The organism is Polyangium jinanense, assembly GCF_028435265.1.
GTDB lineage: Bacteria > Myxococcota_A > Polyangia > Polyangiales > Polyangiaceae > Polyangium > Polyangium jinanense.
In genome coordinates this window covers 169,819-194,683 of record NZ_JAGTJK010000002.1, presented here as the reverse complement: position 1 = coordinate 194,683, position 24,865 = coordinate 169,819, and the positions used below count along the sequence as shown (strand labels likewise).

The following is a 24,865-nucleotide window of genomic DNA, read 5'->3' as shown; positions in this document are numbered from 1 at the left end:
GAATGAGGCGTGGTGATAAACTCGGGCATTCCTTCCCGCGCTCGCACCCCACCTTGCCATGGCCTCTACGACGCGCTTCCTCCACTCCCTTTGCCTGCTTTCCTCGCTCGCGGCTGCGTCTGTCCTCGGCGTCGCGTGCAACATTCAGCTCAACGCCTCGACCTACGAGCGTTCGACGGTGAATGACGAAGACCCCGGGTCCACGGCCGGCGGCGAAGCGACGGGGCCGACCACGACCGACGGCGGCGGCGGGAACTCGAGCGGCATCGATTTTCCCCCGCCGAACCCGCCGCCCGACGGCAACACGTCGTACACGCACCTCTGCGGCGGCGGGTGCATGTCGAGCGAGAGCGCGCTCGGCTGTAGCGTCGCGATGAACCCCGACGGCACGCCCCAGGTGGCGTGTCAAATCGTGCCGACCGAGAACGGCGCGTCGGCCCAGTGTTTGACGCCGGGCACGTTCAAGGCCGGCGACCCGTGCACGCGCGCGAGCGACTGCGCGCCGGGGCTCGGCTGCGCGCTCACCGGATCGAGCGTCGGCTCGTGCAGGCCGTACTGCTGCGGCGCGGTCGAGGCGTGTCCCGAGGACACCTACTGCGCGCCCGCGCCGATGGCCGACGACACGACGAGCGAGGTGCCGCTCATCATCCCCGTGTGCATCCCCGCGACGGAGTGCACGCTGCTCGACGACACGTCGTGCCCCGAGGGCCTCACGTGCACGCTCGTGCGTGAGGACGGCACGACGAGCTGCGTGGCGCCCGGCGCGAGCGGGCTCGACGACCCGTGCCCGTGCGCCGCGGGCTTCCTCTGCGTGGCCGCCTTCAAGAAGTGCCTCGCGCTCTGCCACACGGGCGGCAACGACTGCCCCGATGGCATGTTCTGCCAGGGCGGGGCGAACAGCTTCCCCGACGGGATCGGCGTCTGTGTGAAGTAGTGTGATCGCGCGGCCCGGACGGAGCGCCGCGCGGCCGCGCGTGGCATCCTTTCGCCCGTGCAGCGCTCCGTCCTCCAGTACGCGATCTTCATCGTCGTCTTCGCCCTGCTCGTCTTCGCGATCCACTTCTACCTCTGGCACCGGCTGCTGCGCGCGCCGGCGCTGCATCAGCGCGTGCAGACCTGGGGCAAGCGCGTGCTCGTCGCGCTCGGCGTCGCGCTGCCCGTGTCGATGTTCGTCGTGCGGCTCCTGCCACGCTCGGCGGGCGCGCTCGTCTCGTTCGTCGTGTACACGTGGATGGGCGTGGCGGCGCTGCTCGTCTCGACGCTGCTCGTGAGCGAGCCGATGCGCGCCGCGGTGCACGCGCTGTCGAAGCTCGTCTCGCGCCCGCTCGACGAGGCGCGGCGCAAGTTTCTCTCGCGCACGATCGCCGGTTCGGCCGGCATGATCACGTTCGGGCTCGCGGGCTCGGGCGCGGCGGAGGCGCTCGGCGAGGTCGCGGTGCGCAAGGTGAACGTGGCGCTCGGCAGGTTGCCGAAGGAGCTTTCCGGCCTGCGCATCGTGCAGCTCACGGACGTGCACGTGGGCCCGACGATCGGGCGCGCGTGGCTCGCGGAGATCGTCGGCCGCGTCAACGCGCTCGATCCCGATGTCGTCGTCATCACGGGCGACCTCGTCGACGGCTCGGTCGAGGCGCTGCGCGAGCACGTCGCGCCGCTCGCGGATCTGCGCGCGAAGCACGGCGTCTACTTCGTCACGGGGAACCACGAGTACTACTCGGGCGTCGAGGCGTGGATCGAGGAGCTCGGCCGCATCGGCGTGCGCGTGCTTCGGAACGAGCGCGTATCGATCGGCGAAGGCGCGGCGAGCTTCGACCTCGCGGGCGTCGACGACTGGACCGGCGGCTCGTACGTGAAGGGGCACGGCCCGAACATGGCGAAGGTCGTGGCGGGCCGTGATCCGAACCGCGAGCTCGTCCTGCTCGCGCACCAGCCGCGCCAGATCTTCGAGGCCGCCGCGCACGGCGTGGGCCTGCAGATCAGCGGCCACACGCACGGCGGGCAGATCTTCCCCGCGACGATGTTCGTGCGCCTGCAGCAGCCGTTCGTCGCGGGGCTCGATCGTCTCGGCGAGACGCAGATCTACGTGAGCCGCGGGACGGGCTACTGGGGTCCGCCGATGCGCGTCGGCGCGCCCGCGGAGATCACGCTCCTCGAGCTATCGTCCGGCGCAGCAAGCTGAAGATGCGCGCGCCGAGCTCGGGCGCGCGGAAGGGCTTGACCACGTAGTCGTCGGCGCCGCTCGCGAACGCCTCGACCATGTCCTGGCTCGACGCGTTCGCCGTCAAGAACAAGACGGGCAGCGCGACGTTGAGGTCGCGCCGGATCATCCGGCAGAGCTCGATGCCCGTCATCTTCGGCAGGTTCCAGTCGAGCACGAGCAGATCGAAGTGCTCGCGCTGCACGGTCTCGAGCGCTTCCTCCGCGCTCGTGCGGGTCGTGACGACGAGGCCCACGGCTTCGAGCATCGCGCTCACGACGTCGCGGATGTCGGGGTCGTCGTCGACGACGAGGATCTGCGCGCCTTCACCGGCACGCGGCGGCCACGAGCGCGGCAGGCTCAGGGGCAGCTCGATCTCGGGCTGCGAGGCGCGCGCCGGCGGCCGCGACGAGGGACGATGGAACGCTTCGATCGCCGCGAAGTCCGCAAGCCTGCGCCAGTCGCGAGGTTCGAACGCGAGGAGAGGCCCCTCGGGGCCGATCGAGGCGCGCGCCGCCGCGGACGTGGCCCGTCTCTCCGGACCAACGTCGAAGATGGCGAGCACCCACTCGCCGTCTTCCACCGATTCGCCGGAAGGAAGACCGAGCTCGAGCTCGGAATCCCCGGCCGAACCGATCATCTGCTCGAACTGCCGAGGGTCGGGAAACCGATAGCAGACGCTCCGCACGCGCACACGCTACACCCAGTTCGCCCATGGGGCTACGCTCGGCAAACCGAGCTACGCCCCAAACCCCGGTTCGCCCATGGAGCTCCGGGGCTAGCGCCCCGCGAAGGGTCCGACTAAGCTCGCGCCGCGATGTCCCTACTGCGATGGTCGCCTCTCCTCTTGGCCCTTCTCGGGAGCGGCGGCGCCTGTCATGGTTCGTCCGACCGGAGCGAATCGAAGCCGGCTCCCTCGGCGGCGCCCGATCCGAGCATCCCGGGCGTCGAGCTGGGTCAGCTCACGCCGCGGGAGCGACGCGAGTGGACGGCGCAGGTCTCGACGCTGCTCGCCCCTTGCGCCGAGACGCCGGTCCCGATCACCCAGTGCATCCAGGAAAACCGGCCCTGCAAGGCGTGTCTTCCCGCGGCACAGTTTCTGCTCAAACAGGTGCAAGCCGGGCGTAGCAAGCAGGAGCGCGAGGAAGCGTACACGGCTCGCTTCGATTCCAAGAAGGTCCGGACGCTGGTGACCGACGGCTCGCCCGAGCTCGGTCCGCCCGACGCGCCCGTGACGATCGTCGAGTGGGCCGACTTCGAGTGCCCCGCGTGCCGCGCGTTTTACCCGGTGGTCGACGACCTCGTGAAGCGTTTCCCGGGCCAGGTGCGCGCCGTCTACAAGTTCTACCCGCTCGGGAGCCATCCCCACGGCGAGATTTCCGCGCGCGCGGCGAACGCGGCGTTCAAGCAAGGCAAGTTCTGGGAGATGCACCATCTCCTATTCGACAACCAGGATCGGCTGGAGCAGTCGGACCTCGAACGGTACGCGAAGAAGCTCGAGCTCGACGCCGTGAAGTTCCGCGCGGACATGGTCTCGGACGACACGACCGGCCGCATCGAGAAGGACAAGAAGCAAGCCGACGGCGTGGGCCTCGAAGGCACGCCCACGGTCTTCATCAACGGCCGTGAGGTCAACCTCGGCAAACTCACGGACCTCTACGGAGACCTCGAGGAGTGGATCAAGCTCGACCTCGAGCTCGCGGGCATCAAGCCAGCGCCGGCCCCCGCGAAGCCCGAAGGTTCGGCGATCCCCGCGGCCGGTTCGGCGGCGCCCGCGGCTGGTTCCGCGATCCCCGCGGCCGGCTCCGCGGTGCCCGCAGCCGGTTCGGCCGTGCCCGCGGCGGGTCCCGCGAAGAAATGAAGGTCGCCGATCCCTGCGGCTGCTTCCCGACCGGGAGGCACTACCCCGGCATCGCGCACCTGCTCAAGGTGCGCGCCGTCGGCGTCGCCTCCGAGCTCGACGCGAGCGCGCCGTGGATCGATCACCCGATCGCCTTCCTCGACGTCGAGACCACCGGCAAGAACGCGCAGCAGGATCGGCTCGTCGAGGTCGCCGTCGTCATCGGCATCCGCGGCGACGTGGTCGCGCGCCACAGCTGGCTCGTGAACCCCGGCCGCCCGATCCCCGCCGAGTCCACCGCGGTGCACGGCATCCGCGACGAGGACGTCGCCGGAAAGCCCGCGTTCTCGGAGATCGCCGGCGAGTTCCTCGCGACACTCGGGGGCGCGATCCCCGCCGCGTACAACGCCGTCTTCGACCGCGGCTTCTTGCTCGCCGAGCTCGAGCGCGCCTCGGTTCGTCCCGAAAACCCGCCGCCCGCGATGCGCCGCGAGGTCGACTGGATCGATCCGCTCACGTTCGCGCGCGAGCTCTACAAGCACGAGGGCAGCCGCGCGCTCGGCGACATGGCCGCACTGCTCGGCATCGAGCTCGTCAACGCGCACCGCGCCACCGACGACGCCGAGGCGGCGCTGCGCGTGCTCTACGCGCTCGCCAAGGATTCACGCGTCCCGCGCGCCTACGGCAGCTTCATCCAGGAGCAACGCCGGCTCCTCCGCATGCAGGACGAGGCCCGCGCGCGTTGGCGCAGGCCGAGCTAGGTGAGCGCACCCGACAAGAAGCGACGCCTCCCGCTCGTGCAAGCGGGCCCGCCGCCGGACGAGCCGGACGCCGAGGATCGGCCGCCGTGGCACTGGTCCGGGATCGGCGCGGTCGCGACGTTCCTCGTCTGGCTACCGCTCGCGGCGATCGCGGCGAAGGTCGGCGCGCGGATCGTCGATCGGGCCGAGCTCGGCGTCCCCGCGCCCGCGGACGCCAAAATGGTCGTGCCGCTCTCCGCGCAGCTCGCGTTCATCGGCTTGCAGCTCGCGGGGTTTTTGATCGCCTCGCTCGCGGGCGGATTCCTCGTGGGTCGGTTCGGCGGCAAGGCGGGGCCGAAGGAGGGCGCGGTGGGCGGTTTCGTCGCGGCCGCCCTCGCCTGGGCGCTCGCGGCGGCTGCGCCTGCGCCGGGTCCCGGCGCGCCGACCTGGGCACTTCTGCTCGTCTTGCTCGGCGGCCTCGGCGCGGTCTTCGGCTTTTTCGGCGCTCGCCTCGGATATGCGCGCCGTCATCCGGCCGAAAAGCCGGCTCCGGACCGTAACGTTTAATCTCGCCAAACGATTTTCCGCCTTGCCGGCAGAGTGATCGTACGGTCATTCTCCATTGTGGACGGAGCGGCGGTCCTCCCACGTCGTAGCCGTGCTGTACGTGGGGAAGGGCTTTTCCGACGCTGAAAGTCCGTGGTACCATGCCTGTCCATGAATGCGAGCGCCACGCGCGCGGCCGAGGTCGCGCATGCGATGTCCCAGTGCATGAACCTCCTCTTCCTGTTCGCGGCGCCCCGCGTGTTCGCCTCCGTCCGCTCGGCGAGCCCGGAGTCGCTCGCCTCGGCGGCGGAGACGCTCCGCGCGTTCGTGCGCACGGCGGAAGGCATCCGGACACGGAGCGGCTCGCTCTCGGGGGACGTCGGCCGCGTGGTCGAGGCGGCGACGCTCGTCGAGGAGATCTGCGAGGCGCTGCCCGGCGGCGCTCCCATCGAGGAAGAATTGCCGTCCGCGGTCGTGGAGCCTGCGCGCCGCACGCTCGCCGTGCTCGGCTTCCCCGGCCCGCGTGAAGGCTGGGACGAATTCGAAGGGTTCTTCGTGCCGACGCCGCCGATGCCGAAGGCCTGAGGTCAGAAGCCTCGTTGCTCCTCGGCCTCCTCGCGAGGCCGCAAGATTCCATTCTTCAAGCAACCCGCCACGTCGATTCGCCCGTCTTGGCGGAGCGGAATCGGCACGATGCCGGCCCGCACCACGAGCCCGGAGGCCTTCACGTCACGGCGCGGGCAGATGGCGGTGATCCGGCTGATGTCGTCCGAGAGCTCGATCGACTCGCCGGCGCGGAGCGTGATGTCGGGCAATTTCAAGGTGCCCCCGAGGCGCACGGTCCAGCGCGTGGGCAGCACGTCGTCGGCCGGCCAGCATTGAAAGCGGCTCCCTTTGGGGAAACAGCGACCCGCCGCGCGCCCGTCCCGGCCCAACGTGAATCCCATGAGCTCGCCGTCTTCATTGAAGGAGAGCACGTCCCGCCCGTTCACCCACGTCCCGTCGATCTCCACCTCCGATTCGAATGCGCCGCGCAGGCTCGACAAACGGCCCGAGGGCGCGAACACGAGGCTCGCCCCCGGGCGGACCCTCCTCCCGAGCAGCGAAATCGGACCGCCGAGCACCACCTCGTGCAGCCGGTCCTCCCGGCGCGGATCGAGGAAGCGGTCTTCATTGAAATGGAAAATGGATCCCGGCGGCACCTCGACCTCGCCGACGTACACGGGCGAGACCGAACGGACCCGCCGGAGCCGCCCACGCGGGTCGCGAATGGCCCGGACGAGGTCGAACGCGCCCATCTGCGGGCCCAGCCAGAAATTGCGCAGCTCCGGCGGCACCGGCGTACGGGCCGCGGCCGCGCGCATAACTTCGAGCGCGGTCACGAGCCGCGCGTGTAGCCGAAGAAGGCGCGGCGGACCGAAGCGGGGCCCGAACACGTCGGATTCGTTGTCGAAGCCGGGATCGGCGTACGGCTCGCGGATGACGAGGCCCTTCGGGCCTGCCGCGTCGAGGTCGTGATGGATGTCGATGTCCGCGTCGAGCAACGAATGCCGCCGGTGCACGGGAACGAGCCAGAACCGGTAGAGCGTGAGGCGAATGCCATCCGTACCAATCCGGATCGAATACCGGCAGCCCACGCACAAGGTGACGACGATACCGAGGACCACGAGGCCCCAGGACACAGGCAAGAAGACGAGCCCGAGAAATCCCCCGAGCACGATCGCGCCGAGGCCGCCGAAGAGCGCGCCTGTCTCGTCGAAGCCCTCGCAGCGCGTCGCGCCGTTGGTTGTCCAGACGAACATCGTTCCGGGGCAAACTATAGAAGGCACGGCCGGGTTTGACAACCTCCACGTTTGTCGGCGGGCGTGTTTTTGTCGTCCGAACCTGCCGCGGGCAAACCCAGGGTACGTCCGGCCGAACCCGCCCGAGGCGCATGCGCGGCCCCGGCGCGCGGCCCCGGCGCGCGGGCGGACGGGCGTGGCGCGGGCGGCGGCGTCGCGATAAACTCGGGGCATGATGCCCCCGTGGGAGCACCCCGACTGGTACGACCTGCACGACACCACCTTCACGGCCGGGCCCGAGCGGGAACCCGAGCACTACCGCGAGCTCGTACTCTCGCTCCCCCCGCTCGGCGCCGACGATCACCTCGTCGACGTCGGCGCCGGCACGGGCAAGCTCACGCGCCTCGTCGCCTCGGCCTACCCCGAGCTCGGCCGGATCACGCTGGTCGAGCCGAACGTGCAGAAGATCATCCGCGCCGAACGTGCGCTCGCCGAGGCCCTCCACCGCGGGTCGACACGCATCAAGTCGATCACGCAGGGGCTCGGCGAAGGCGGGCTCGCGATCGCGCCGCTCGCCACGGTCGTCACGGTGGGCAGCGTGCTCATGCCCATCATGGAGCTGCGCGGCGGGACGTTGCGCGACGGAATCGCGTGGCTCGATCGAGCGCTCGAAGAGCTTTCGGCCATGCTCTCGCCGAGCGGCTCTTTGTTCCTCGTCGAGACGCTCGGCGCGCCCTGGGCCCGCGGCGGCCTCGACGGACCCGTGCGCAGGCTTCAACTCCCGGAGCTCGAAGAGCGCCTCTACGCGGCGGGGCTTTCGTCGATCGAGTGCACGTACCGCTTCCGCGACCGCGTCGTGATCCGCGCCCAGCCGGGAGACGGCGAGGCCAATGCGACGCGGGTCATGATGAATGTCGTGCTGCCCCCGCGCGGCTGAAGGCGAAAGCAAACCGGCGCCGGACACCGGATTTTCGTCGGCCAGGCCCCCTTCGGTCGGCCATGTCGACGGATCGCGTGCGTCGACGCAGGTCTCGCGCTCGTCAATGGATCACGCGGCGGCGGTATGCGAGGGCGATGTGGTTTTACCGGACCACCTGCCAGCGACAGCGCGGGGATGGGGAGCGCGAGGGGGCGCGGCGCTCAATGGCCGTTCGTCGCGGCGATCCAGGCGGCGAGGTCCTGCGGGGAAAGGTCGAGGACGGCGTCGCCCACCCGATCGGGGCCGTCGGCGCGGATGCGCGCGAGCAACGTCGCGCGCTCGGGCTCGGTCAGCGCACGGCCGAGCCGGCGCTCGAAGAGGTGAACGAGCGGCCGGAGGCCCTCGTGGATGCCCTTCTCGATGCCCTTCTCGATGCCCTTCTCGATACCCTTCTCGATGCCCTTCTCGATGCCCTTCTCGATACCCGTCTCGATGCCCTTCTCGATACCCTTCGCGTACCCTTCCTCCAGCCCTTCCTTGTAGATCCAGTTCTGCATCACCAGCTCCCTCGGCAACAGCGATCGTACCACGTCTCGTAATCCCCGCTCGCGTTGATCCGCTTCCGCAAGGACGGCCATGGCCGTGCCGAGCTCGTCGAACGTCGAGGGCGGGACGCGCGCGCGGAGCTCGTCGAGCACGCGTGCGACGCTACGTTCGTCCGCGTCCACGGCGAGCGGCGCGAACGCGAGCCAGAAGCTGCCCCAGGCGGCGAGCTCGGCGATCGTCCGCTGGTAGACAGGCTCGATGCGGAAGTGGACCCCCGAAAACGGCGCGCCCCGCGGGGAAACCCGGTAGGTGCCATAGAGGGGCCACGGCTCCTCACGACCGCCCAAGAGGACGACGATGCTCTCGATGGGCGGCACGAGCTCCGGGCCGCTCTTGTTCTCTTCCGCGACCGCGAAGCCGAGCAGCGCTTGATACTCGTAGGTCCGATACGGCATGTTGGCGGGCATCGCGGTCTGCCATTCCACGTGGAGCAGCCTCCGCTCTCCGTCGATGCGTACGTCAAGCGTGCGATCGAGCTCGCGGTGGCGCGAGGTGACCTGGGTCTCGAGCACGGCGGCGGTGAGAGGCCCTTCGCAGCCGAGGAGACCACGCGCGAGCTCGGCCGGGAACCGCTGCGAGATGTGGCGCAGGATCAAGTCGACGCTGTCGTCTTCGGGGGACACGTGCGCCGTGTACCGGCGGGGCGGGGTTCCGTCAAGTAAAACGTTTTACCAGGAACGAGCGTGACGAGCGCAGCAGCGACCTCCGATCACGCCACGTCTCGCTGGAATGGGGATCGGAACCGCGGATACCCGCCCGAGACCTCCCGCGAGCTCCCCGCTCCCACCCGAAAACCAGCCCCGCAGCCCGACCGTGAGACCGTTCCTCACACCCTCCGCGACGACCCTCGCGAGGGCCAGACATCGGCGAAAGCCCTACTTCCCGTGCCCCGGCCCGAGCACGAGGTCCATCTTCGCCACCGGATCGAAGTTCTCGACATGCGGCGGGTGATGGCATTGCGAGACGCACGATTGCGGATCGGGCTTCAGGATGATGAGCCCCTTCGCGTCCGGTTTCTTCGCGTGGAGCGACCCCGGCCCGTGGCACTCCTCGCATTGCACGTCCTTGAGTTTGTCCACGAACGTGACCGTCGAGCCACCGGGTTTGTCATAGCCCGTCACGTGGCAGCTCACGCAATCGAGGTTGAACTCCTTGAAGTCCTTTTCCAGCGTCTCGTACGCCTTCGCGTGCGCCGTGCCGTCGAAGACCTTGCGCTCCTCGTCATGGCAAACCGTGCACGCCTCGATGCCGATGAAACTCGCCTTCCCCGCCGGCGCGGCCGCGGGCTTGCGATCCGCGAACGCCGTGCGGTTGTGCTCGTTCACGCGCTTGTAGTAATCGACGAGCTTGGTCGCCATTGCCGGCTCGATGCCGAGCTTCTCGCGCACCTCGACGAGCTTGTACCGGAAGAAGCTGCCCTTCGGCGAAGGCATGGGCTCTTCGAGCTTCGCCTTCTCGGCGCGCAGCTTTTCGAGGTCGGCCTTGCGCGCGGCGAGATCCTCGGCCTTCACCTTGCCGCCCTTTTCCCACGACTGAATCCGCGTCTCGAGGTCGCGAATGCGGCCCGCGAGCACGACGAGCTCCTCGGCGCGCTCGATCCCGCTCGCGTCCGCGAACGAGAGCACCTCCGCGTCCCGCGCCCGCACGTAGAGATCCACGACGCCCACCGTTTGTAGATGGTTCGACGTTTCCACGACGAGCGTCGAGCCCACGCGCATCGGCGGCTTCGGCGCGTCGTTGTTGTGGTCCGTCTCCTGGGGCTTGCCGAGCACGAGGACCGCGAGCTCCGGGATCGCGTCCGCCAGCCGCAGCGCATCGCCGCGCGGGATCGCCGCGAGCCCCACGAGCACGCGCGCGCCCTGCTTCTTCGCCTCCAAGACCCCCGCCTTCATCGCATCGAGCGCGGGCTTCGTGGTGATCCCGTCCGGCAGTTTTCCCGCGCGATCCCGCGGCTCCGCCACGCCGATGATCCCCACCTTCACGCCCGACACCTCGCGCACCACGACGCTCGTCACGCCCGGCACGCCCTCGACGTTGCCCGCGAGAAGCGCCGATCCCGCGGTCGAGACGTACTTCGTGAGCGCCTCGCCGCCGGCCGCCCAGTCGTTCAAGCCGGGCGCCCACGCCACGAGCCCGAGCTCCTTCGCCGCCGCGGCGAGCGTCTCCGCCTTCCACGACTGCTGCGTCACTTCCTCGGGCCGCAGCGTCGGCTCGCCGAAGAGCATCGGACCTGCGCCGAGCACGAGGCTCGAAGGCGCCGCGGCCGACTCCGCGCGGAGGAACGCGGCCAGGTGATCGACGCCTCCGAGCTGATCCTTCGTGCAGCCGCACGGCTCGATCGCGCCGGCGACCGTGCTCAGGAGGTAGAGGCGTAGGGTCGGCTGCGCGGAGGCTGCGTCCTCCTCGGCGGTGACGGCCGGAGGCGTACGGCAACCCTGACACGCGGCCACGGTGGCTCCGAGGACGAGGGACAGAACGAGAGCCGTGCTGGGGAGCGCGCGAGGCATCGGACGGCTTGTAGCACAGGGCGCGGCGCTTCGGAGCCGCCCGGCCGCCCCGCCGACTAGCGTCGCGAACGCCGGGACGACTTCGGCGGCGCGGCGTATTCGTGGCCGAAGACCTTGCGATCGAGCGTGCGACCGCGAGCATCTCGCAGGGAGATGCGCCAGCGGACGTGCACCCGCTCGCCAAGCTCGAGCGTCGGCCCCCAGACGGTATGATCGGCGAGCACGCGCGCGGGCAGGCGAATACGCTGACGACCCACGCACACCGGACCGTCGGGGAGCACCATCACCTCGCCCTCCCCGAGCACCTCCTGGCTCGTGTCTTCGAGCGCGTACTGCAGCACTGTCGGCACGTACGCGCGACCTTCGATCGAATAACGCACCGTCGCCGAGAGGCGCGTCCCGGCCGCGACCCCGACAATCGTGCCTTTTCCAATGCCCGCGACAGCCTGGCAACGCGCAAGCGGAAATTCCCCGAATGGCCCCATCCGGACGGGCAAATGGGTCGCATGCCACCGCCGCTGCAAAATGGCCTGCGACTGGTCGAGCGCCCGCATATCCGAGATGTACTTCGCCCCCTGAAACTCCAGATCGCCCTCGGAGGTTTGCAACGCTTCGAGCAGCGCGCCCGTGAACCGCCCCCGCCCCGCGCCCGCGCTGCCCGCGCCAATTCGTGTCGCGCGCGCCGCCGCCACACGCAGGCCTTTGCGTGCGCGCGCGAAGGCTTCGACCCACGCCGGCACGACGTCTTCATCGGGAACGGCGCCGACCACGAGATCAAGGACAACCAGCACCGACGGCGCCGCGACGCGCTCGAAATGACGCGCGAGCGTGTCAGCGCCGATGCACCCATCCGCGACGTGCAGCCCTTTTTCGCTGGCCCGACCCGAGAAATACACCACGAAAAACGGCGCGCTCTCGCGCGACGCCGCGTCGAATACGCGCTTTACGGCCGTTTTCGTGGCGTCCTCGCCGACGAGACACGTCGCGATGGTCCCCGGCGGCCCGAGTGCTCCGCTGAACAGGCGAAACATATCGCGGGCATTGGTCTCTTCGCACCCGAGCTCCGGCACGCCGGGCACTCCGAGGCAAACGACACGATGACTGGCGCTGGGCGGAGTCATGGCGACATCCCTGGCGCGCGCGAGCAGGCCCGAGCAGCACGTCCGGGCGAGGCGCGACCTGGGCCGGATACTGAACGAAGTTTCAGGTCATGTCAACCGGGCTCTCGATCCAGGTTCGACGCAGGATCTACCGAGAAAAAACCGTTGGGGTTCCAAGCGGACGAACGGGCGCTACGTTTGGCAGGATACGCTATCGGGGCCGCCTCGACCGGGTGAACAGGGTTCGGTTGTTCAGTAGTACAGCAGGGGCCTCCGGTCGAGGCGGGCGTGAGCGGCGCGGGGCGCGAGCGTCGGATCAGGCGGCCTTGCCAGGCTTCTTGCCGTGGTCGCGGCCCTTCTTGTGGCCGCCCGGCTTGAGGCCCTTCGCGAGCTTGCGGACCTCCTTGGCCTCCTCTTTCGTGACCGTGCCGTCCTGCGCGACGCGCTTGGCGGCGGCGCGGACCTCGGTGGCGCTCGCGTCGAAGGCCTTGCGGCGTGCGGCGCGGTCGGCCTCGGGGAGGTTTTTCTCCTTCATGTGGCTCTCCATGCGACCGCGTGCCTTCTCGATGCGCTTTTCCAGGTGCTTCGTGAACTGATCGGCCGGGATCGGGAAGGCGACGCGCTTCTTCTTGCCCGCCTCGTCCTTGGCCTTGGCGCCGGCCGGGGCGCTGCCGTCACCCGCGAAAGCGACCGTGGGCGCGGCGGCGAAAGCGAGGCAAAGGGCGACGGCGAGGGGGCGGAAGAACGAGGGGACGTGCATCATGGCTGGCTCCTTGGGACAGCGCCTTGTCTCGGCGCTCGCGAGGAGGAATTGCACGGTCCGTGCCGAGGTCATTTCCGCTCCGAATTCGCGATTTGCGCGAAAAATCGGCTGCGGAGCGATCGCCGCGCCCCTCGCCTGCGGAGAGAACGGTGCGGCGCTGGCTCCGCACCCTTCGCGATCTCAGAACACGGGCGGCGCGAAGGGCAGGATCGTCTTCAGATCCTTGTCGTTGAAGCGGAGCTGAAGGCCGATGAAGTAATCACGGCGATCGGCATTCAGGATGTCGTCGACGCCACCGAGCAGCCACAGTTTGCGAATGAACTCGTACGCGAGCGCGACGCGCCAGCGCGGCGAGATCTGCTCGCCGAAGCCGAAGAGGTCCTGCCGAAGCTCGAATCGATCATCGAGCAGATGCAAATCGAGGCCGATGCCGCCGGTCGACTCCTTGATGCCGAAGCGGCCCGTGAAGGGGCCGAAACGCTTGGCGAACTGGAACGAGAAGCGGAAGGCATTCGTCGTGACCGTACGGATCTCGCGGTAATGCGGCGGGTCGTTCGGGTTCGTCGTGTCGACGTCGATCTGCTCGAATGTGGTGAGGCCGCGCGGGTCGTTGACGAGCTCGATGAGGTAGTATTTGTCCTCGGACGGCTGCAATCGCAGCTCGACGTAGCTCTTGATGGTGTTCGCGAGGAAGTTGTAATCGGTCCGCAGGCCGACGATCGTCTGCAATCGGCCCATGCCGCCGACGAGCTCGCCCACGTCGCCGACGGCGCTCTCGACCTCGTTGATGAGCGTCTCGTCCTTCGTGAGCTTTCCGAGCGTGCCCTCGCCCCGATCGATCCGCGCCGCGACGTTGTCCGCATGCGAAAGCGCGCTCTCGAGGGAGGTCGTCGCCTTGTCGATGCGCGCCGCCGCGCTCCGGAGCTCGCCCGCCTTGCCGTTCTCGCCGTTGGCGCTCGTCATCTTGCGGACGTCGCCCGTCACCTGCCGCAGGTTGTCGAGGATGGCGTTGATGTTCGGCTGCGAGTTCTGGGTGATCGTGTTGATGTTGTTGATCGTGTCGCGGACCGCCGTGCGGTTCTCCCGGACGGTCTCGTTCAGCGCCTCGGTCACCTCGGCGAGGTTCTTCAGGATCTTTTCGAGCTGATCCTTGCCCGTGTCGCTGCCGACGGTGCCCTTCAACGACTCGGTCACCGTCTTGACGTCCTTCAGGATCTCGGAGACCTGCCCCTGCAAGGACTGGATCGAGGGCTCCTCGATGTAGTGCGTGATCTGCCCCTGATCCGGGATGCGTGGATATCCTTCCGTCCCGGGCGCGAGCACGATGTAGTATTCGCCGATCAGGCTTGTCGCGCGCTTGCCAATGGCCGCGTTGTCGTAGAGCGGGGCCGTCGGGAACATCTTGATGTCGACGCGCGCTTTGCCGCCGTCGAGCCAGATGCGATCCACGGTGCCAACCTGGATGCCCTGGATCATCACGCGCGAGTGCGGCGCCACGCCGGTCACGTCGGGCAAGTACGCCCAGACGCGATAACCGTTCTCGGTGCCCGCATCCGGCGAGATGAAGCGATACGCGCCGTACGCCGCAGCCGCGAGCGCGACGGTCATCAAGCCGACCTTGGCGCCTTTATTGACCTCGATGCCCAAGCAAACCGAGCGTACCACGGAAATGCCGAAGAGACGCGCCCCTTTCTTGCAGCCGGGGCGTGGTCACCGAGGGTGTCAGGCGCGCCGAAATTTGCTACCACCAGAAGCATGCGTGGCGTAGCTCGGGCAGCGCTCGTGACGTTCGCGCTCGGCGGCATGGGCTGTGCCGGCGCCGCGCCGATGACGCCCGCCCCCGACGCGCCGGCCGCAGAAACGCAGGTGAACGGCGATCGGCCAGCGTGGCTCCCCGCGTACTCCGCGGCGCAGCGCGCCCTGCTCGCCCCGGTCGAGACGCCGATTCAGGTGCCCGCGGCGCGCGTCTATCCGGACCTGCACCGCTTCCAGTACGCGGGCCCGGCGCGCCTCGACGATCTACGGAGAACGATCCGGTTCTCGACGTTGATCGTCACGGTGATCGACAAATCGCCGCGCTTGTACGCGCTCGACAACGCGGCGCCCGAGCTCGCGAACCTGGTGGCGCAGTACGGGCCGCCCCCGGCCGCAGAGCCGGACCCGTGGCAAACGGCGGAGGTGGTTCGCAAGGAGCGCGCGCTCACGCTGACCGCGGTAAAATTGTCGGACGAGGCGAAAGCGTCGCTCGCGACGGCCCGATCGAAGCGCGACGCGGGTGATACGAAGGCCGCCGCCGAGGCGTTCCGCGCCGCGCTCGGGTTCACGCGGGCCGCGGGGATTGCCCTGGAGCTCGGGGAAATGCTCGTCGCGCAAAACCAGCCGAAGGAAGCGCGCGAGGCGTTCGAAGAGGCGCTCCGTATCGACCCGACGCTCGCGACGGCGCATCTCCGGCTCGCCGAGCTCGCAGAGAAACGGACCGATCGCGACGAGGCGCGTCGCCGGGTCGCCGAGGCCATCGCCTTCTGGCCCGCCTCGCGCCGCGCGCTCGATCTCGCCGACCGGCTCTCGAACGGCCTGGTCTCGTCGCGTCACACGCGCCTTCCCCTCTTCCGCGTCTTCCTCGACGTCGACGACGTGGGCGCGATCCACGTCGGCTCCTCGGGCGGCGATCCCGCGCGGATCTACGCCGGCTGCCGCGCCGTGATGCGCTACGAGCCCGAGGTCCGCGCGCGGATCTTCGAGCAGCCCGAGGACGTGCCCTACCACCTCACGATGATGGAAGAGCTCATCTGCATGGAATCGGCGATCGGGGCGTACGTCGCCGCGCGGATGTCCAAGGAGGGCGCGGCGGTCGATCCGGCGATGGAGGCGCTGCTCGAGGTCGCCCACGAGGAAGGTCTCGGCGGGTACGTCATGACCGAGATCCTGGGCCGGTACCGTCCCGAGCGGGCGCGCGGCGCGCCACGCGAGGTGCATGAGGCCATGGTGCGGTACGTCGAACGCACGATGCTCGGCACGCCGCTCGTCGCCGACCCCGCGCAAGGGGTGTACACAGCGGCGCGTTGACCCCACCCGGAGATCGTCGATGAACGCTCATTCGCGTCGATTGCACCGAGGTCCGTCCCGCCTCCACGCGCTCGTTTGCTCGCTGCCCGCCCTGGCCGCACTCGTGCTACCGCTCGTCGCCTCCGCCCAGGCCGGCGCGCTGCGCGTCACCTGGAAGCCCACCGTTTCGTCCCCCCACCCCGCCGCGAAGACCGGTTCGCGCGAGGCTCCACTGCTCGGCCTCTGCGGGCCCGCGGACAGCGCGCTCATGGAGGTCGCGGGGATCGTGGCGCGGCGCCAGCTCGACGGGGCGAGCGCGCTGACGGCCGATGAGCTCGCCTTCGCGCTGCGCGCCGCGGGAGACCCGCACGTGTGGCCGAAGGCGTGGTCGCTCTCCGGAGTGAACCTCGACGACGCGGACACGGAGACGCGCTTCAAGGGGTGGATCAACGGCCTTCGTTCGCTCGGCGCGCGCCGGTGCGGGGTGGCGAAGCTCGACGGCGAAGGCGGGGCGTCGGTCGCGACGGTGATCACGTTCGACGCGCTCGCGGACATGGCGCCAGTGACGACGACGGCGCGCGTGGGGCAGTGGATCACGCTGGAAGGGACGATGCTCGTGCCGGCCTCGGGCGTGCAGGTCGTGCTGCTCGGGCCACGCGCGGCGCCGCGCACGGTGCCGAGCTCGCTGTCGGGCGGGAAGATCCGGTCGACGTTCTCGGTGGACCAGCCGGGCGCGTGGCTCGTGCAGGTGCTCGCGACGGTGTCGACGGGGCCGCGGCCGGTGCTGGAAACGACGATCTACGCCGGGCAAAAGCCGCCGAGCGAGTTCGTTCGAGCCGCGGTGCCGGGCGAGGAGGCCGCGGCAGGCGCGAAGGACGACGCGGACGCGATGCTGCGCATGATCAACGCGGCGCGTATCGCCGAAGGTCGCAAGCCGCTCGTGCGGGACGCGGCGCTCGACAAGGTGGCGCGGGCGCACTCCGAGGAGATGATGAAGACGCGGCTCGTCGGCCACGACGTGGGCGGGGGCGATCCACGCAAGCGCATCGAGGCGGCGGGGATCCAGGCGGCGATCGCCGGGGAAAACGTGGCGAGCGCGAGCTCGCTGCCGAACGCGCATCGGGCGCTCTGGGCGAGCCCGTCACACCGAGGGAATTTGCTCCTCGAGAAGTTCACCCGCGTGGGGGTGGCGGTGTCGCGCGGGGCGGATGGGTCGTTCTGGGTGACGGAGATGTTCTCCGGATCGTAACGTTCAGGGTTTCCCTTCGTTGGAGGTCGAAGGGTTTTCCCCCTGGGACTTGCGGCGAAGGGGGACGAGCTGGGGCTCGGAGGAGGGCTCGGGCTGGATGGTGCAGTGCTCGAGGCCGTGGGCCTCGCGCATGCGCGCGGCGACGGCCTGGACGACGTCGGTGCCGTGGAAGCCGCGGGCGATGACGATGTGCACCGTGAGCACGTCGAAGCCCTCCGAGATCGACCAGACGTGCAGGTCGTGGAAGCCCACGACGCCCGGGACCTTGAGGAGCGTCTCCTCCACGTGGGCGATGTCGATCTCGATGGGGCTGCCCTCCATGAGCACGTGCGAGGTGTCACGCACGAGCTTGAAGCCACCCCAGCAGATCAAGAGCGCGATGACGCCGCTGATGATCGGGTCGGCCCGGGTCCAGCCGAGCGAGAGGACGAGCACGCCGCCCACGATCGCCCCGACGGAGCCGAGCGCGTCGGAGAGGACGTGCGCGAGCGCCGCGCGGGTGTTGATGTTGTGCCCCTTGTCGCCGAACGAGAGCACCGCCGCGGCGACGAGGTTGACGACGAGGCCGGCCGCCGCGGTCGCCGTCATGGCCGTGCCGTCGATTGGGCGCGGCTCGTTGAACCGTTGCACGGCCTCGCCGAAGATCCACACGGCCGTGAGCGCAAGCGCGACGCCGTTCGCGAAGGCCGCGAGCACCTCGGCGCGGCGATAGCCGTACGTGCGGGCGCGCGTGCGCTGCTGCGAGGCGATGCGCTGCGCGATCATGGCGAGCGCGAGCGCGGCCGCATCCGCGAGCATGTGGCCCGCGTCCGCGAGGAGCGCGAGGCTGCCCGACAAAAAGCCGACGATCGCCTCGACGACCATGAAGCCGGCCGTGATCGTGAACGCCAGGACGAGCCGCCGGATCGGCGTGCGCCGTAGCTCGCTCAAGCCGTGCGCGTGGCCGTGGTCGTGGCCGTGGTCGTGGTGCGCGTCGCCCTTCGCGCGTTCGTCGTGCGCGTGGTCGTGATCGTCGTGGTGGTCGTGATCGTGGTCGTGATCGTGACCATCGTGATGCGCGTGGTCGTGATGCGCGTGTTCATCGGGGTGCGCCGCACGGGCCATGGCCGGGAGGGTAGTCCATTCGGGAGCGAGCGAAGGCACCGATCGACGCGCCCGGACGCGAGGACGCGCACGCGGGCGAGCCGAGCGGGTCAAAACTTGGCGGGGGGCGGGCTTCGTTGACTATGCTCCGCCCCATGGCCGAACCGTCGGACCGCCTCGTGTGGGTGGACCTCGAGATGACAGGGCTCGATCCACAGCGCTGCGCGATCGTCGAGATCGCGACGATCATCACGGATTGTAACCTTCGCGTCGTGGAAGAAGGGCCGAACCTCGTCATCCACCAGCCGCCCGAGGTGCTCGCCACGATGAACGACTTCGTCCGCGAGCTGCACGCGCGCTCGGGGCTGCTCGAACGGATCCCGACCTCGAGGGTCACCCTCGACGACGCCGCCGCGCAAACGCTCGCCTTCGTGCAGAAGCACGTGACGAAGGGGACGGCGCCGCTCTGCGGCAACTCCGTCTGGAAGGACCGCGAGTTCCTCGAGCGCTACATGCCCGCGTTCGTGGCGCACCTGCATTACCGCATGATCGACGTGTCCACGTTGAAGGAGCTCGTGAAGCGGTGGTGTCCAGAGCGGCAGGCGCCGAAGAAGAAGGAGACGCACCGCGCGCTCGATGACATCCGCGAATCGATCGAGGAGCTCGCCCATTACCAGAAGCTGCTCTTCGCGCCCCTCGCGCGCCTGACGATCCCGGTGTAAGGCGAAGGCGGCGATCTCGTTCTCATGCACACGCCACGGAGAACGGATACCCGCCATGATCGCCCTGAGCCGCCTCGCCTCGACAATCGCCCCCGTCCTCGCCTCGATCGCCCTTCTCGCCGGCTGCGGCGGCGCGCCGTCACCCGTGGCCGAGCCCCAGGCCTACGCCGCCGCGCGGCCCGAAATGGTGGCGCCCACCGCGCCCGCGCTCCAGCGCTCGTACTTCACGAAGGACGTGACCGGCGCGCTCACCGAGCAGGACCTGCAAACCGTGCTCGAAGCGCCGATCGATCTGCAGCTCCCCGCACGCATTGGCGTGATTCCCCTGGCGGAACCCTTTGATCCCAAAGGATCGCCGTCCCTCGGCCTCCGCAACACGGCGTCGCACCATTTCGCCAAGGCGCTCGCGGGAAATCCCCATTTCTCGCAGGTCACGGACATCTCGACGGACCTGCCGAACGTGGGCGGAATCGAGGGGCTGCGCGTGATCGCCGCCCGCTACCGGCTCAGGTATCTCGTGCTTTATTCGGAGCGCTTCGAGGACAGCACGCACCTGAACGGCTGGGCGTGGCTCTATCCGACCGTGCTCGGCATGTTCTTCGCGCCAGGCGTGACCGTGGAGAGCCAGGGGATCGCCCAGGCCGATTTCCTCGACGTACGCACAGGAACGATCCTGTTTTCGGTGACCGAGCCGCTGCGCGTGTCGAAGAAGGAGCAGATGATCGGCGCGGCACGCTCGCACAAGGAGGAACAAGGGAAGATCGCCGCCGATGGGGCGCGCTCGCTCGCCAAACGCGTGCACGTGCAGACGAACGCGCTCGTCGCCTTCGCCGAGGCCACGCACGGCGCACAGCCGAAGCCGAAGCTCCTGCCCTCGCCCGTCGTCGCGTTCTCGCCCGGGACGAGCGTGCCCGCGGAAATGGACCTCGCCAAACGCTGAATCAAGCGCGCCAGAGCGCGAGCACCCACAAGAGCACGCCGGCAAGCGCAACGAACACGCCCGCCCGCGCCCGCGCGAGATCGATGCCGTCCGGGGAAGCACTCGAACGGCGCACGGCCCACGCCGCGCCGCCCGCCCACGCGACGAACGCGACGAGCAAGAGGACGACCCACGGCGTGCGCGGAGCCTCGTCGCGGAGCAGCGCCGCGAGCTGCTTTTCTTCGATGCGCTGGGGCGGCTCGGTCCGCGTGCCCGGCGGACGCGGCGCCGCAGCCTCGATCCGCGCGATGGCCAGGTTCGCGCGGTCGAGGTCCTCCTTGTGCGGCACGAGGAGCCAGCGCGTCTCGATCGCCGCCGTGCGGATGCCGCGCCAAGCGAGGAGCGCGAGATCCCGATCGCCGAGACCTTCGGCCGTCGTGGCAATCGACGCGAGCCGCTCGTAGGCGACCCGCACGTGCGGCGCGCCCGGCGCATACCAGCCCGCGGCCCTCCGCGCCCGCACCGTGGCCTCGTACGCGTTGCCGTGCCGCAAAGCCGCCGTGCTCTCGGCGATCTCCGACTCGCCCGACCACACGACACGCGCCGTCACCGCGCCGACGAGGAGCCCGACGATCGCCGCGGCCCCGAGCGCGCGCACGACACGCGTGACGAAGCGCGCGCGCTCGGGCGAAATCGAAGTCGTGGGGGCTGCGTCGCTCACAGGAAATCACGCTCGTTGAAGACGAGCGCAGCCACGGCCAAAAGCCCCATCGACCAGCCGAGCGACGTGAGCGAAGCCATGCCGAGGTACGAAGATAACTTCACATCGATCGCCGCGCCCACGAGCAGCGGCCGCGGCGGCACGAAGATTTGCAGGTTCGGTACGATCTTCGAAAGCACGACACCCATGTCGTGAATTTGTTGTCCGAATTGTTTCACCGGCAGTCGCGAAAGGCTGTCGGCCTGCCGGCCCACGATCCACACGCCGAGCGTCAAAAGCGCCGAAAGGAACGGCGTGGAGAACGAGGCGAAGAGCGTGGCCGCCGCGGCAACGATGGCGATCTCGAGGAGCGTGAGCACGCTCGACGCGAGCACGACGCGCCGCTCGTCCGGCGCGACGCCCGAGAGGACCACGCCGAGCACGAGCATGCCCGCGGCCCACGGGATCACGCCGTAGGTGCGCATCGACGGGATCCGCCAGCCGACGAGGCCCATGAGCACGAGCCAGCCGAGCCCGCCGCCTGCGATGCGAGAGAGGTGCGCGGCCGAGTCGCCCGCGCCGAGGCCCGCGCTGAGCAGGAGCACGAGGCCCGCGTCGGCCATGACGAAGACCACGATCGTGAGCAGCGTGCCGAGGTACTTGCCGACGAGGTACTCGCTGCGGCGGATCGGTCGGGCCAGGATCGGAAAGAGCGTCTTCTGTTCGAGCTCGCGGTAGAGCGAGGTCGCGCCGATGACGATCGCCACGAGCAAGCTGAAGATCGAGATCGACGCCGCGCCGAGGTCACTCACGACGCGCGGCGCGTTCTTCAGCGTGAAGGCGCCGACCACGAGCGAGTAGAGCGACACGAAGAAGGCCACGACCGCGAGCCCGAGCAAGATGCGCGCGCGCACCGCCTCGCGGTACGTGTTCAGGGCGATGACGCCGATCCGGCCGAACATGGCGCGGAACGTATCACGAAGCGATCGGTCGTTCCTGTCAGACCTTGCGCACGCAGCCGCCGCCCACGTCGAGGAAGCGACCACGCCGCAGAGCCGACTCGAGCGCAGCGTCGAGGCCCGTCAAGATCGAGCCGCCGCGCTGCAAACGCGCAAACGAGAGACCCGTGTTCGACGCCGCCCAGTACGCGGCGAAGCGCAAGGCCGCGTCACGATCGGTCGGCTCGCGGTCGAGCGCGTTCATCAGGCAGAGCGTCCAATCCTCGGACGAATAGTCCTTCGCGTCGGTACGAATGGCGCGGATCTGGCCGCGCTTCGGCCGATCGAAGCGGCCCGCGCGCAGGCCGTTGTCGATCGCTCGCTCCACGGCGATGCGCGCTTTGGCCTTCTTCGCTTCGTCCTCCTCGTCGGCGAGGCCGAGCAGCACGAGCGCGTCGAGCGCTTGCCCGATCGCATCGTCCCTGTCGAGCGCGCCCTTGCCGAACAGGATCTCGAAGACCCAATCGACCTGCGCGTCGCGGCTGGCCTGCACAAAGCCCGGCTCGCCGTGGTTTTCCGATTCCACCCGAAGAGAGGTCGACCGTCGGCGATTTCGAGGAGGTGTCATCTTGCCCGTTCCAGCCCCGGATCGAGGCCGAGCGAGCGGCGTATGTACTTCCATGTGGGCGCGCCGTCGAGCCCCCACGTGCATCCCTCGAAAAAGCTTTCCTTCGTGTGGTTGCGTGATGTGGGCAATATTTCACGGGTTCGGCGTGGCTTGCTACCCGACCCGGACGCGCGCCCAGGCGAATGGTTTCGCTCGACGTCGCCCGGCTCGTTACTACCCTCCGGCCCGTGGTCGTCACCGGTGGTCTGGGTCAGGGGCGTTCGCAGTCGTTTCCGTTCCCTACGCGCTTCGCCGCGCTCCGGCGTGGGAGCGTCGCTTACTTCGACGCGGGAGAGGGTGAAAGCGTGGTGTTCGTCCACGGACTCGTGGGTGATTTCACGCACTTCGAGCATGTCGTGAAGCCCTTCGCCGGGCGATTTCGCCTCGCTGGGCTCGATCTTCCGGGCTGCGGGCTCTCGTACAAACCGACGACGCGGAACACGATCGCCGGTTACGCCGACACGCTCCTGGAATGGCTGGATGAGCGTGGGATGCGCCGGGTGACGCTCGTCGGGCACTCGGCCGGGGGGCAGGTCGTGGCGGAGGCGGCGCTCCGTGCGCCCGATCGGGTCGAGCGGCTCGTGCTCATCGGCTCGGCGGGGATGCGCAGGTACCCGCCGTTCACCCCGTGGCTCGCCGAGACGCTGCTTCAGCCGTGGCTCCTGTCGCGCACGCTCGACCGCTTGGCGATGCCGATGCTCGACCATGTGTTCGTCGCTCGAAACGAGTATACCGAGAAATTCGTGAAAGATTCCCTCGACCGGCCCATTCACCCGACGATGGATGAAATGGCGAAGGTATTTCACGACCTGGCGAAGGATCTGGTGTCCCCGACGATCCTGGAGAATGCGCATCGCTTCGGCATGCCAGTCCTGGTCGTATGGGGAGAACGAGATCGGTTGATTCCGCGGGAAAGCGCGGCGGAGGTGGCGGCCAAGCTACCCAGGGTTATAATGAGAGTCATTCCTGGGTGCGGCCACTTGCCCATGATCGAGTGCCCGGACGAGGTCGTCCGGACGATCGAGGGATTCTTTGGTTCCGTGATCGTGCCCGAGGTGACCAGGACGATCCTCGCATGAAATTCGAAGCCGCGCAGCATTCGAGCGCGTCCCGCAGTCCACGAAAATACGGCCATACCGTTCCCGAGATCCGGACCGAGGTCGTCCGGCGCTCGCACCGCATCATCTCGCGGATCGTGAAATCGTATTTCCGTAGCGAGATTCGAGGCGCCGAGCGACTCCCGTCGTCCCAAACGATCATCGTCTCCCATCACGACGGCGGCGTGCTGCCGATCAATGGTCTCTGCCTCGGGGTCCACTGGTACGACCATTTCGGATTCGACCGTCCCCTCTACGTCCTCACGCACGATCTCCTGCACAGCCTGTGGGATCCGTTCTCCAAGCTGCTCGCGGATTCGGGGCTGCTCCGCGCCGATCGCAACGCCATGGACGCCGTGCTCGAGCGCGGGCAATCCGTCCTGATTTTTCCCGGCGCCGCCCGCGAGTCGTTCCGCCCCTTCTGGCACCGCGCGAACATCGACCTCGGCGGCCGCAAAGGCTTTATCGCGCAGGCAATCCGCTGGAACCTGCCCATCACGCCCGTGGTCTCCGCCGGCTCCCACGAAACCGTCGTCGTCCTCTCCGGCGGCCACGAGTTCGCCAAGGCGATCGGAATCCCGAAGATCGTGCGCTCCGCCGACATCTGGCCGGTCCTCGCGGGGCTGCCCTGGGGCATCTGGGCGCTGCCGTTCCTGCCGCAAATCCCGCTGCCCGCGAAAATCACGACCGAGGTCCTGCCCCCGATCCACCTCTCCGAGGCGCTCGGGAGGGACCTCGCGCCGCACCACGCCTCCGATCCGGAGATCGTGCAGGCCGGCTTCGACCTCGTCGTCGGCCGCATGCGCAAGCGCCTCGGCGAGCTCTACGACGAGCGCAAGTACCCCGTCATCGGCTGAGCCGTTCAGCGCTTGCGCGGCGAGACCCACTCGCGCCGGAGCAGGCCGTAGATGCACTGATCCACGCGGCGTCCGTGGATCATGAAATGCTCGCGCAGCGTGCCCTCGTGCACGAAGCCGAGCTTCTCCGCGAGCCTGCGCGAGGGCCGGTTCGGTTCGCTGATGTACGCGTAGAGCCGCGCGAGGTCGGTCTGCTCGAAGACGCGATCGATGAGCGCCGCCACCGCGTGCGTGGCGATGCCTCGGCGATGGTGGGCCTGCGCGACGTGGTAGCTGAGCTCGGCGTGGCCGAGGCGGAAGCTCGGCCGCAGGATCGAGACGATCCCCACGCACTCCTCCTGCCACTGCACGATCCAGCGGTGCTCCTGCTTCTCCGGGTCCGAGAGGTCCGGCGTCGACGCGACGAGCCTTCGGCGCAGCGCGTCGACCGACCAGGGCTCGATCGGCATGTGCCTTTGGGCGTGCGCCTCGCTCCGCCAGCCGAACCAGAGGTGCGCATGCGCAGCACGAGGCGGCACGAGCAGGACCTGGGAAGGGCGCGAAACCGCAGAGAAGGCCATCGTCATCGCATCGAAGAAAACCGCGGGGGCAG

Annotated in this window: 26 protein-coding genes; 14 read left to right on the top strand and 12 right to left on the bottom strand. The window is 69.0% G+C overall.

Features of this window, described 5'->3' with window-relative positions; translation table 11 throughout:
• The first annotated feature begins 58 nt into the window (after positions 1-58).
• Positions 59-934 (top strand): hypothetical protein, encoded by an 876-nt coding sequence (locus KEG38_RS05140; RefSeq protein WP_272417898.1) that lies wholly within the window; start codon positions 59-61, stop codon positions 932-934.
• A gap of 57 nt (positions 935-991) precedes the next feature.
• The gene (locus tag KEG38_RS05135) at positions 992-2,176 is read left to right on the top strand and encodes a metallophosphoesterase (RefSeq protein WP_272417897.1); all 1,185 of its coding nucleotides are present in this window, start codon (positions 992-994) and stop codon (positions 2,174-2,176) included.
• Here KEG38_RS05135 and KEG38_RS05130 read toward each other — a convergent pair.
• Positions 2,139-2,882, bottom strand: a complete 744-nt coding sequence (locus KEG38_RS05130; RefSeq protein WP_272417896.1) for a response regulator transcription factor — start codon at positions 2,880-2,882, stop codon at positions 2,139-2,141. The two genes, KEG38_RS05135 and KEG38_RS05130, sit on opposite strands and share 38 nt — an antisense overlap.
• Positions 2,883-3,011: 129 nt before the next feature.
• Here KEG38_RS05130 and KEG38_RS05125 point away from each other — a divergent pair, with 129 nt between their 5' ends.
• From KEG38_RS05125 to KEG38_RS05110, 4 genes are all read left to right on the top strand, one after another.
• Entirely contained in the window at positions 3,012-4,055 is a 1,044-nt protein-coding gene (locus tag KEG38_RS05125) for a DsbA family protein (RefSeq protein ID WP_272417895.1), read from the top strand.
• A complete protein-coding gene (locus tag KEG38_RS05120) occupies positions 4,052-4,795 on the top strand; it encodes a 3'-5' exonuclease (protein WP_272417894.1) in 744 nt (247 codons plus the stop codon). The genes KEG38_RS05125 and KEG38_RS05120 overlap by 4 nt, the downstream gene beginning before the upstream one ends.
• Positions 4,796-5,341: a hypothetical protein gene (locus tag KEG38_RS05115; protein WP_272417893.1), complete on the top strand. Its 546-nt coding sequence runs from the start codon at positions 4,796-4,798 to the stop codon at positions 5,339-5,341. It begins immediately after the preceding gene.
• Between the two features lie 150 nt (positions 5,342-5,491).
• Positions 5,492-5,905, top strand: coding sequence for a hypothetical protein (locus KEG38_RS05110; protein WP_272417892.1), 414 nt, complete (start codon positions 5,492-5,494; stop codon positions 5,903-5,905).
• Between the two features lie 2 nt (positions 5,906-5,907).
• On the opposite strand, the gene KEG38_RS05105 is transcribed toward KEG38_RS05110, so the two are convergent.
• Positions 5,908-7,122 carry a hypothetical protein gene (locus tag KEG38_RS05105; RefSeq protein WP_272417891.1) on the bottom strand — a complete coding sequence of 405 codons (1,215 nt, stop codon included), beginning with the start codon at positions 7,120-7,122 and terminating at the stop codon, positions 5,908-5,910.
• Positions 7,123-7,333: 211 nt separating this feature from the next.
• Here KEG38_RS05105 and KEG38_RS05100 point away from each other — a divergent pair, with 211 nt between their 5' ends.
• Positions 7,334-8,038, top strand: coding sequence for a small ribosomal subunit Rsm22 family protein (locus KEG38_RS05100; RefSeq protein WP_272417890.1), 705 nt, complete (start codon positions 7,334-7,336; stop codon positions 8,036-8,038).
• Positions 8,039-8,241: 203 nt separating this feature from the next.
• Here the strand turns inward: KEG38_RS05100 and KEG38_RS05095 are convergent, their stop codons facing one another.
• From KEG38_RS05095 to KEG38_RS05075, 5 genes are all read right to left on the bottom strand, one after another.
• Complete coding sequence (locus KEG38_RS05095) at positions 8,242-9,249, bottom strand: FliH/SctL family protein (protein ID WP_272417889.1); 1,008 nt, start codon at positions 9,247-9,249, stop codon at positions 8,242-8,244.
• A gap of 252 nt (positions 9,250-9,501) precedes the next feature.
• A complete protein-coding gene (locus tag KEG38_RS05090; protein WP_272417888.1) occupies positions 9,502-11,133 on the bottom strand; it encodes a multiheme c-type cytochrome in 1,632 nt (543 codons plus the stop codon).
• Between the two features lie 56 nt (positions 11,134-11,189).
• A complete protein-coding gene (locus KEG38_RS05085) occupies positions 11,190-12,254 on the bottom strand; it encodes a hypothetical protein (RefSeq protein ID WP_272417887.1) in 1,065 nt (354 codons plus the stop codon).
• Positions 12,255-12,549: 295 nt separating this feature from the next.
• On the bottom strand, positions 12,550-12,996 hold the full coding sequence (locus tag KEG38_RS05080) for a hypothetical protein (protein ID WP_272417886.1): 447 nt from the start codon (positions 12,994-12,996) through the stop codon (positions 12,550-12,552).
• A 180-nt stretch (positions 12,997-13,176) separates the two neighbouring features.
• Positions 13,177-14,661: an MlaD family protein gene (locus KEG38_RS05075; RefSeq protein ID WP_272417885.1), complete on the bottom strand. Its 1,485-nt coding sequence runs from the start codon at positions 14,659-14,661 to the stop codon at positions 13,177-13,179.
• A 90-nt stretch (positions 14,662-14,751) separates the two neighbouring features.
• On the opposite strand from KEG38_RS05075, the gene KEG38_RS05070 reads away from it, so the two are divergent.
• Entirely contained in the window at positions 14,752-16,062 is a 1,311-nt protein-coding gene (locus KEG38_RS05070; protein WP_272417884.1) for a tetratricopeptide repeat protein, read from the top strand.
• A gap of 19 nt (positions 16,063-16,081) precedes the next feature.
• Positions 16,082-17,290: a CAP domain-containing protein gene (locus tag KEG38_RS05065; RefSeq protein ID WP_272417883.1), complete on the top strand. Its 1,209-nt coding sequence runs from the start codon at positions 16,082-16,084 to the stop codon at positions 17,288-17,290.
• Between the two features lie 3 nt (positions 17,291-17,293).
• Here the strand turns inward: KEG38_RS05065 and KEG38_RS05060 are convergent, their stop codons facing one another.
• Positions 17,294-18,220, bottom strand: a complete 927-nt coding sequence (locus tag KEG38_RS05060; protein ID WP_272417882.1) for a cation diffusion facilitator family transporter — start codon at positions 18,218-18,220, stop codon at positions 17,294-17,296.
• Positions 18,221-18,223: 3 nt separating this feature from the next.
• Here KEG38_RS05060 and KEG38_RS05055 point away from each other — a divergent pair, with 3 nt between their 5' ends.
• Genes KEG38_RS05055 through KEG38_RS05045 form a run of 3 tightly spaced genes read left to right on the top strand, consistent with a single transcriptional unit; the run spans position 18,224 to position 20,035 of the window.
• Complete coding sequence (locus KEG38_RS05055; protein ID WP_272417881.1) at positions 18,224-18,514, top strand: hypothetical protein; 291 nt, start codon at positions 18,224-18,226, stop codon at positions 18,512-18,514.
• 14 nt (positions 18,515-18,528) lie between these two features.
• A complete protein-coding gene (gene orn, locus KEG38_RS05050) occupies positions 18,529-19,095 on the top strand; it encodes an oligoribonuclease (protein ID WP_272417880.1) in 567 nt (188 codons plus the stop codon).
• A 55-nt stretch (positions 19,096-19,150) separates the two neighbouring features.
• The gene (locus KEG38_RS05045) at positions 19,151-20,035 is read left to right on the top strand and encodes a hypothetical protein (protein WP_272417878.1); all 885 of its coding nucleotides are present in this window, start codon (positions 19,151-19,153) and stop codon (positions 20,033-20,035) included.
• Position 20,036: 1 nt separating this feature from the next.
• Here the strand turns inward: KEG38_RS05045 and KEG38_RS05040 are convergent, their stop codons facing one another.
• From KEG38_RS05040 to KEG38_RS05030, 3 genes are read right to left on the bottom strand one after another with little or no spacing between them, the layout of a single operon-like run.
• Positions 20,037-20,735: a hypothetical protein gene (locus tag KEG38_RS05040; RefSeq protein ID WP_272417877.1), complete on the bottom strand. Its 699-nt coding sequence runs from the start codon at positions 20,733-20,735 to the stop codon at positions 20,037-20,039.
• Entirely contained in the window at positions 20,732-21,676 is a 945-nt protein-coding gene (locus KEG38_RS05035; RefSeq protein ID WP_272417876.1) for an ABC transporter permease, read from the bottom strand. Before KEG38_RS05035 ends, KEG38_RS05040 begins: the two co-directional genes overlap by 4 nt.
• 37 nt (positions 21,677-21,713) lie before the next feature.
• Positions 21,714-22,238, bottom strand: coding sequence for a hypothetical protein (locus KEG38_RS05030; protein ID WP_272417875.1), 525 nt, complete (start codon positions 22,236-22,238; stop codon positions 21,714-21,716).
• Positions 22,239-22,507: 269 nt separating this feature from the next.
• Between KEG38_RS05030 and KEG38_RS05025 the strand changes: the two genes are divergently transcribed.
• The gene (locus KEG38_RS05025; protein WP_272417874.1) at positions 22,508-23,398 is read left to right on the top strand and encodes an alpha/beta fold hydrolase; all 891 of its coding nucleotides are present in this window, start codon (positions 22,508-22,510) and stop codon (positions 23,396-23,398) included.
• Entirely contained in the window at positions 23,395-24,273 is an 879-nt protein-coding gene (locus KEG38_RS05020) for a 1-acyl-sn-glycerol-3-phosphate acyltransferase (protein ID WP_272417872.1), read from the top strand. Before KEG38_RS05025 ends, KEG38_RS05020 begins: the two co-directional genes overlap by 4 nt.
• A gap of 5 nt (positions 24,274-24,278) precedes the next feature.
• Here the strand turns inward: KEG38_RS05020 and KEG38_RS05015 are convergent, their stop codons facing one another.
• Positions 24,279-24,833 carry a GNAT family N-acetyltransferase gene (locus tag KEG38_RS05015; RefSeq protein WP_272417871.1) on the bottom strand — a complete coding sequence of 185 codons (555 nt, stop codon included), beginning with the start codon at positions 24,831-24,833 and terminating at the stop codon, positions 24,279-24,281.
• Positions 24,834-24,865: the final 32 nt, after the last annotated feature.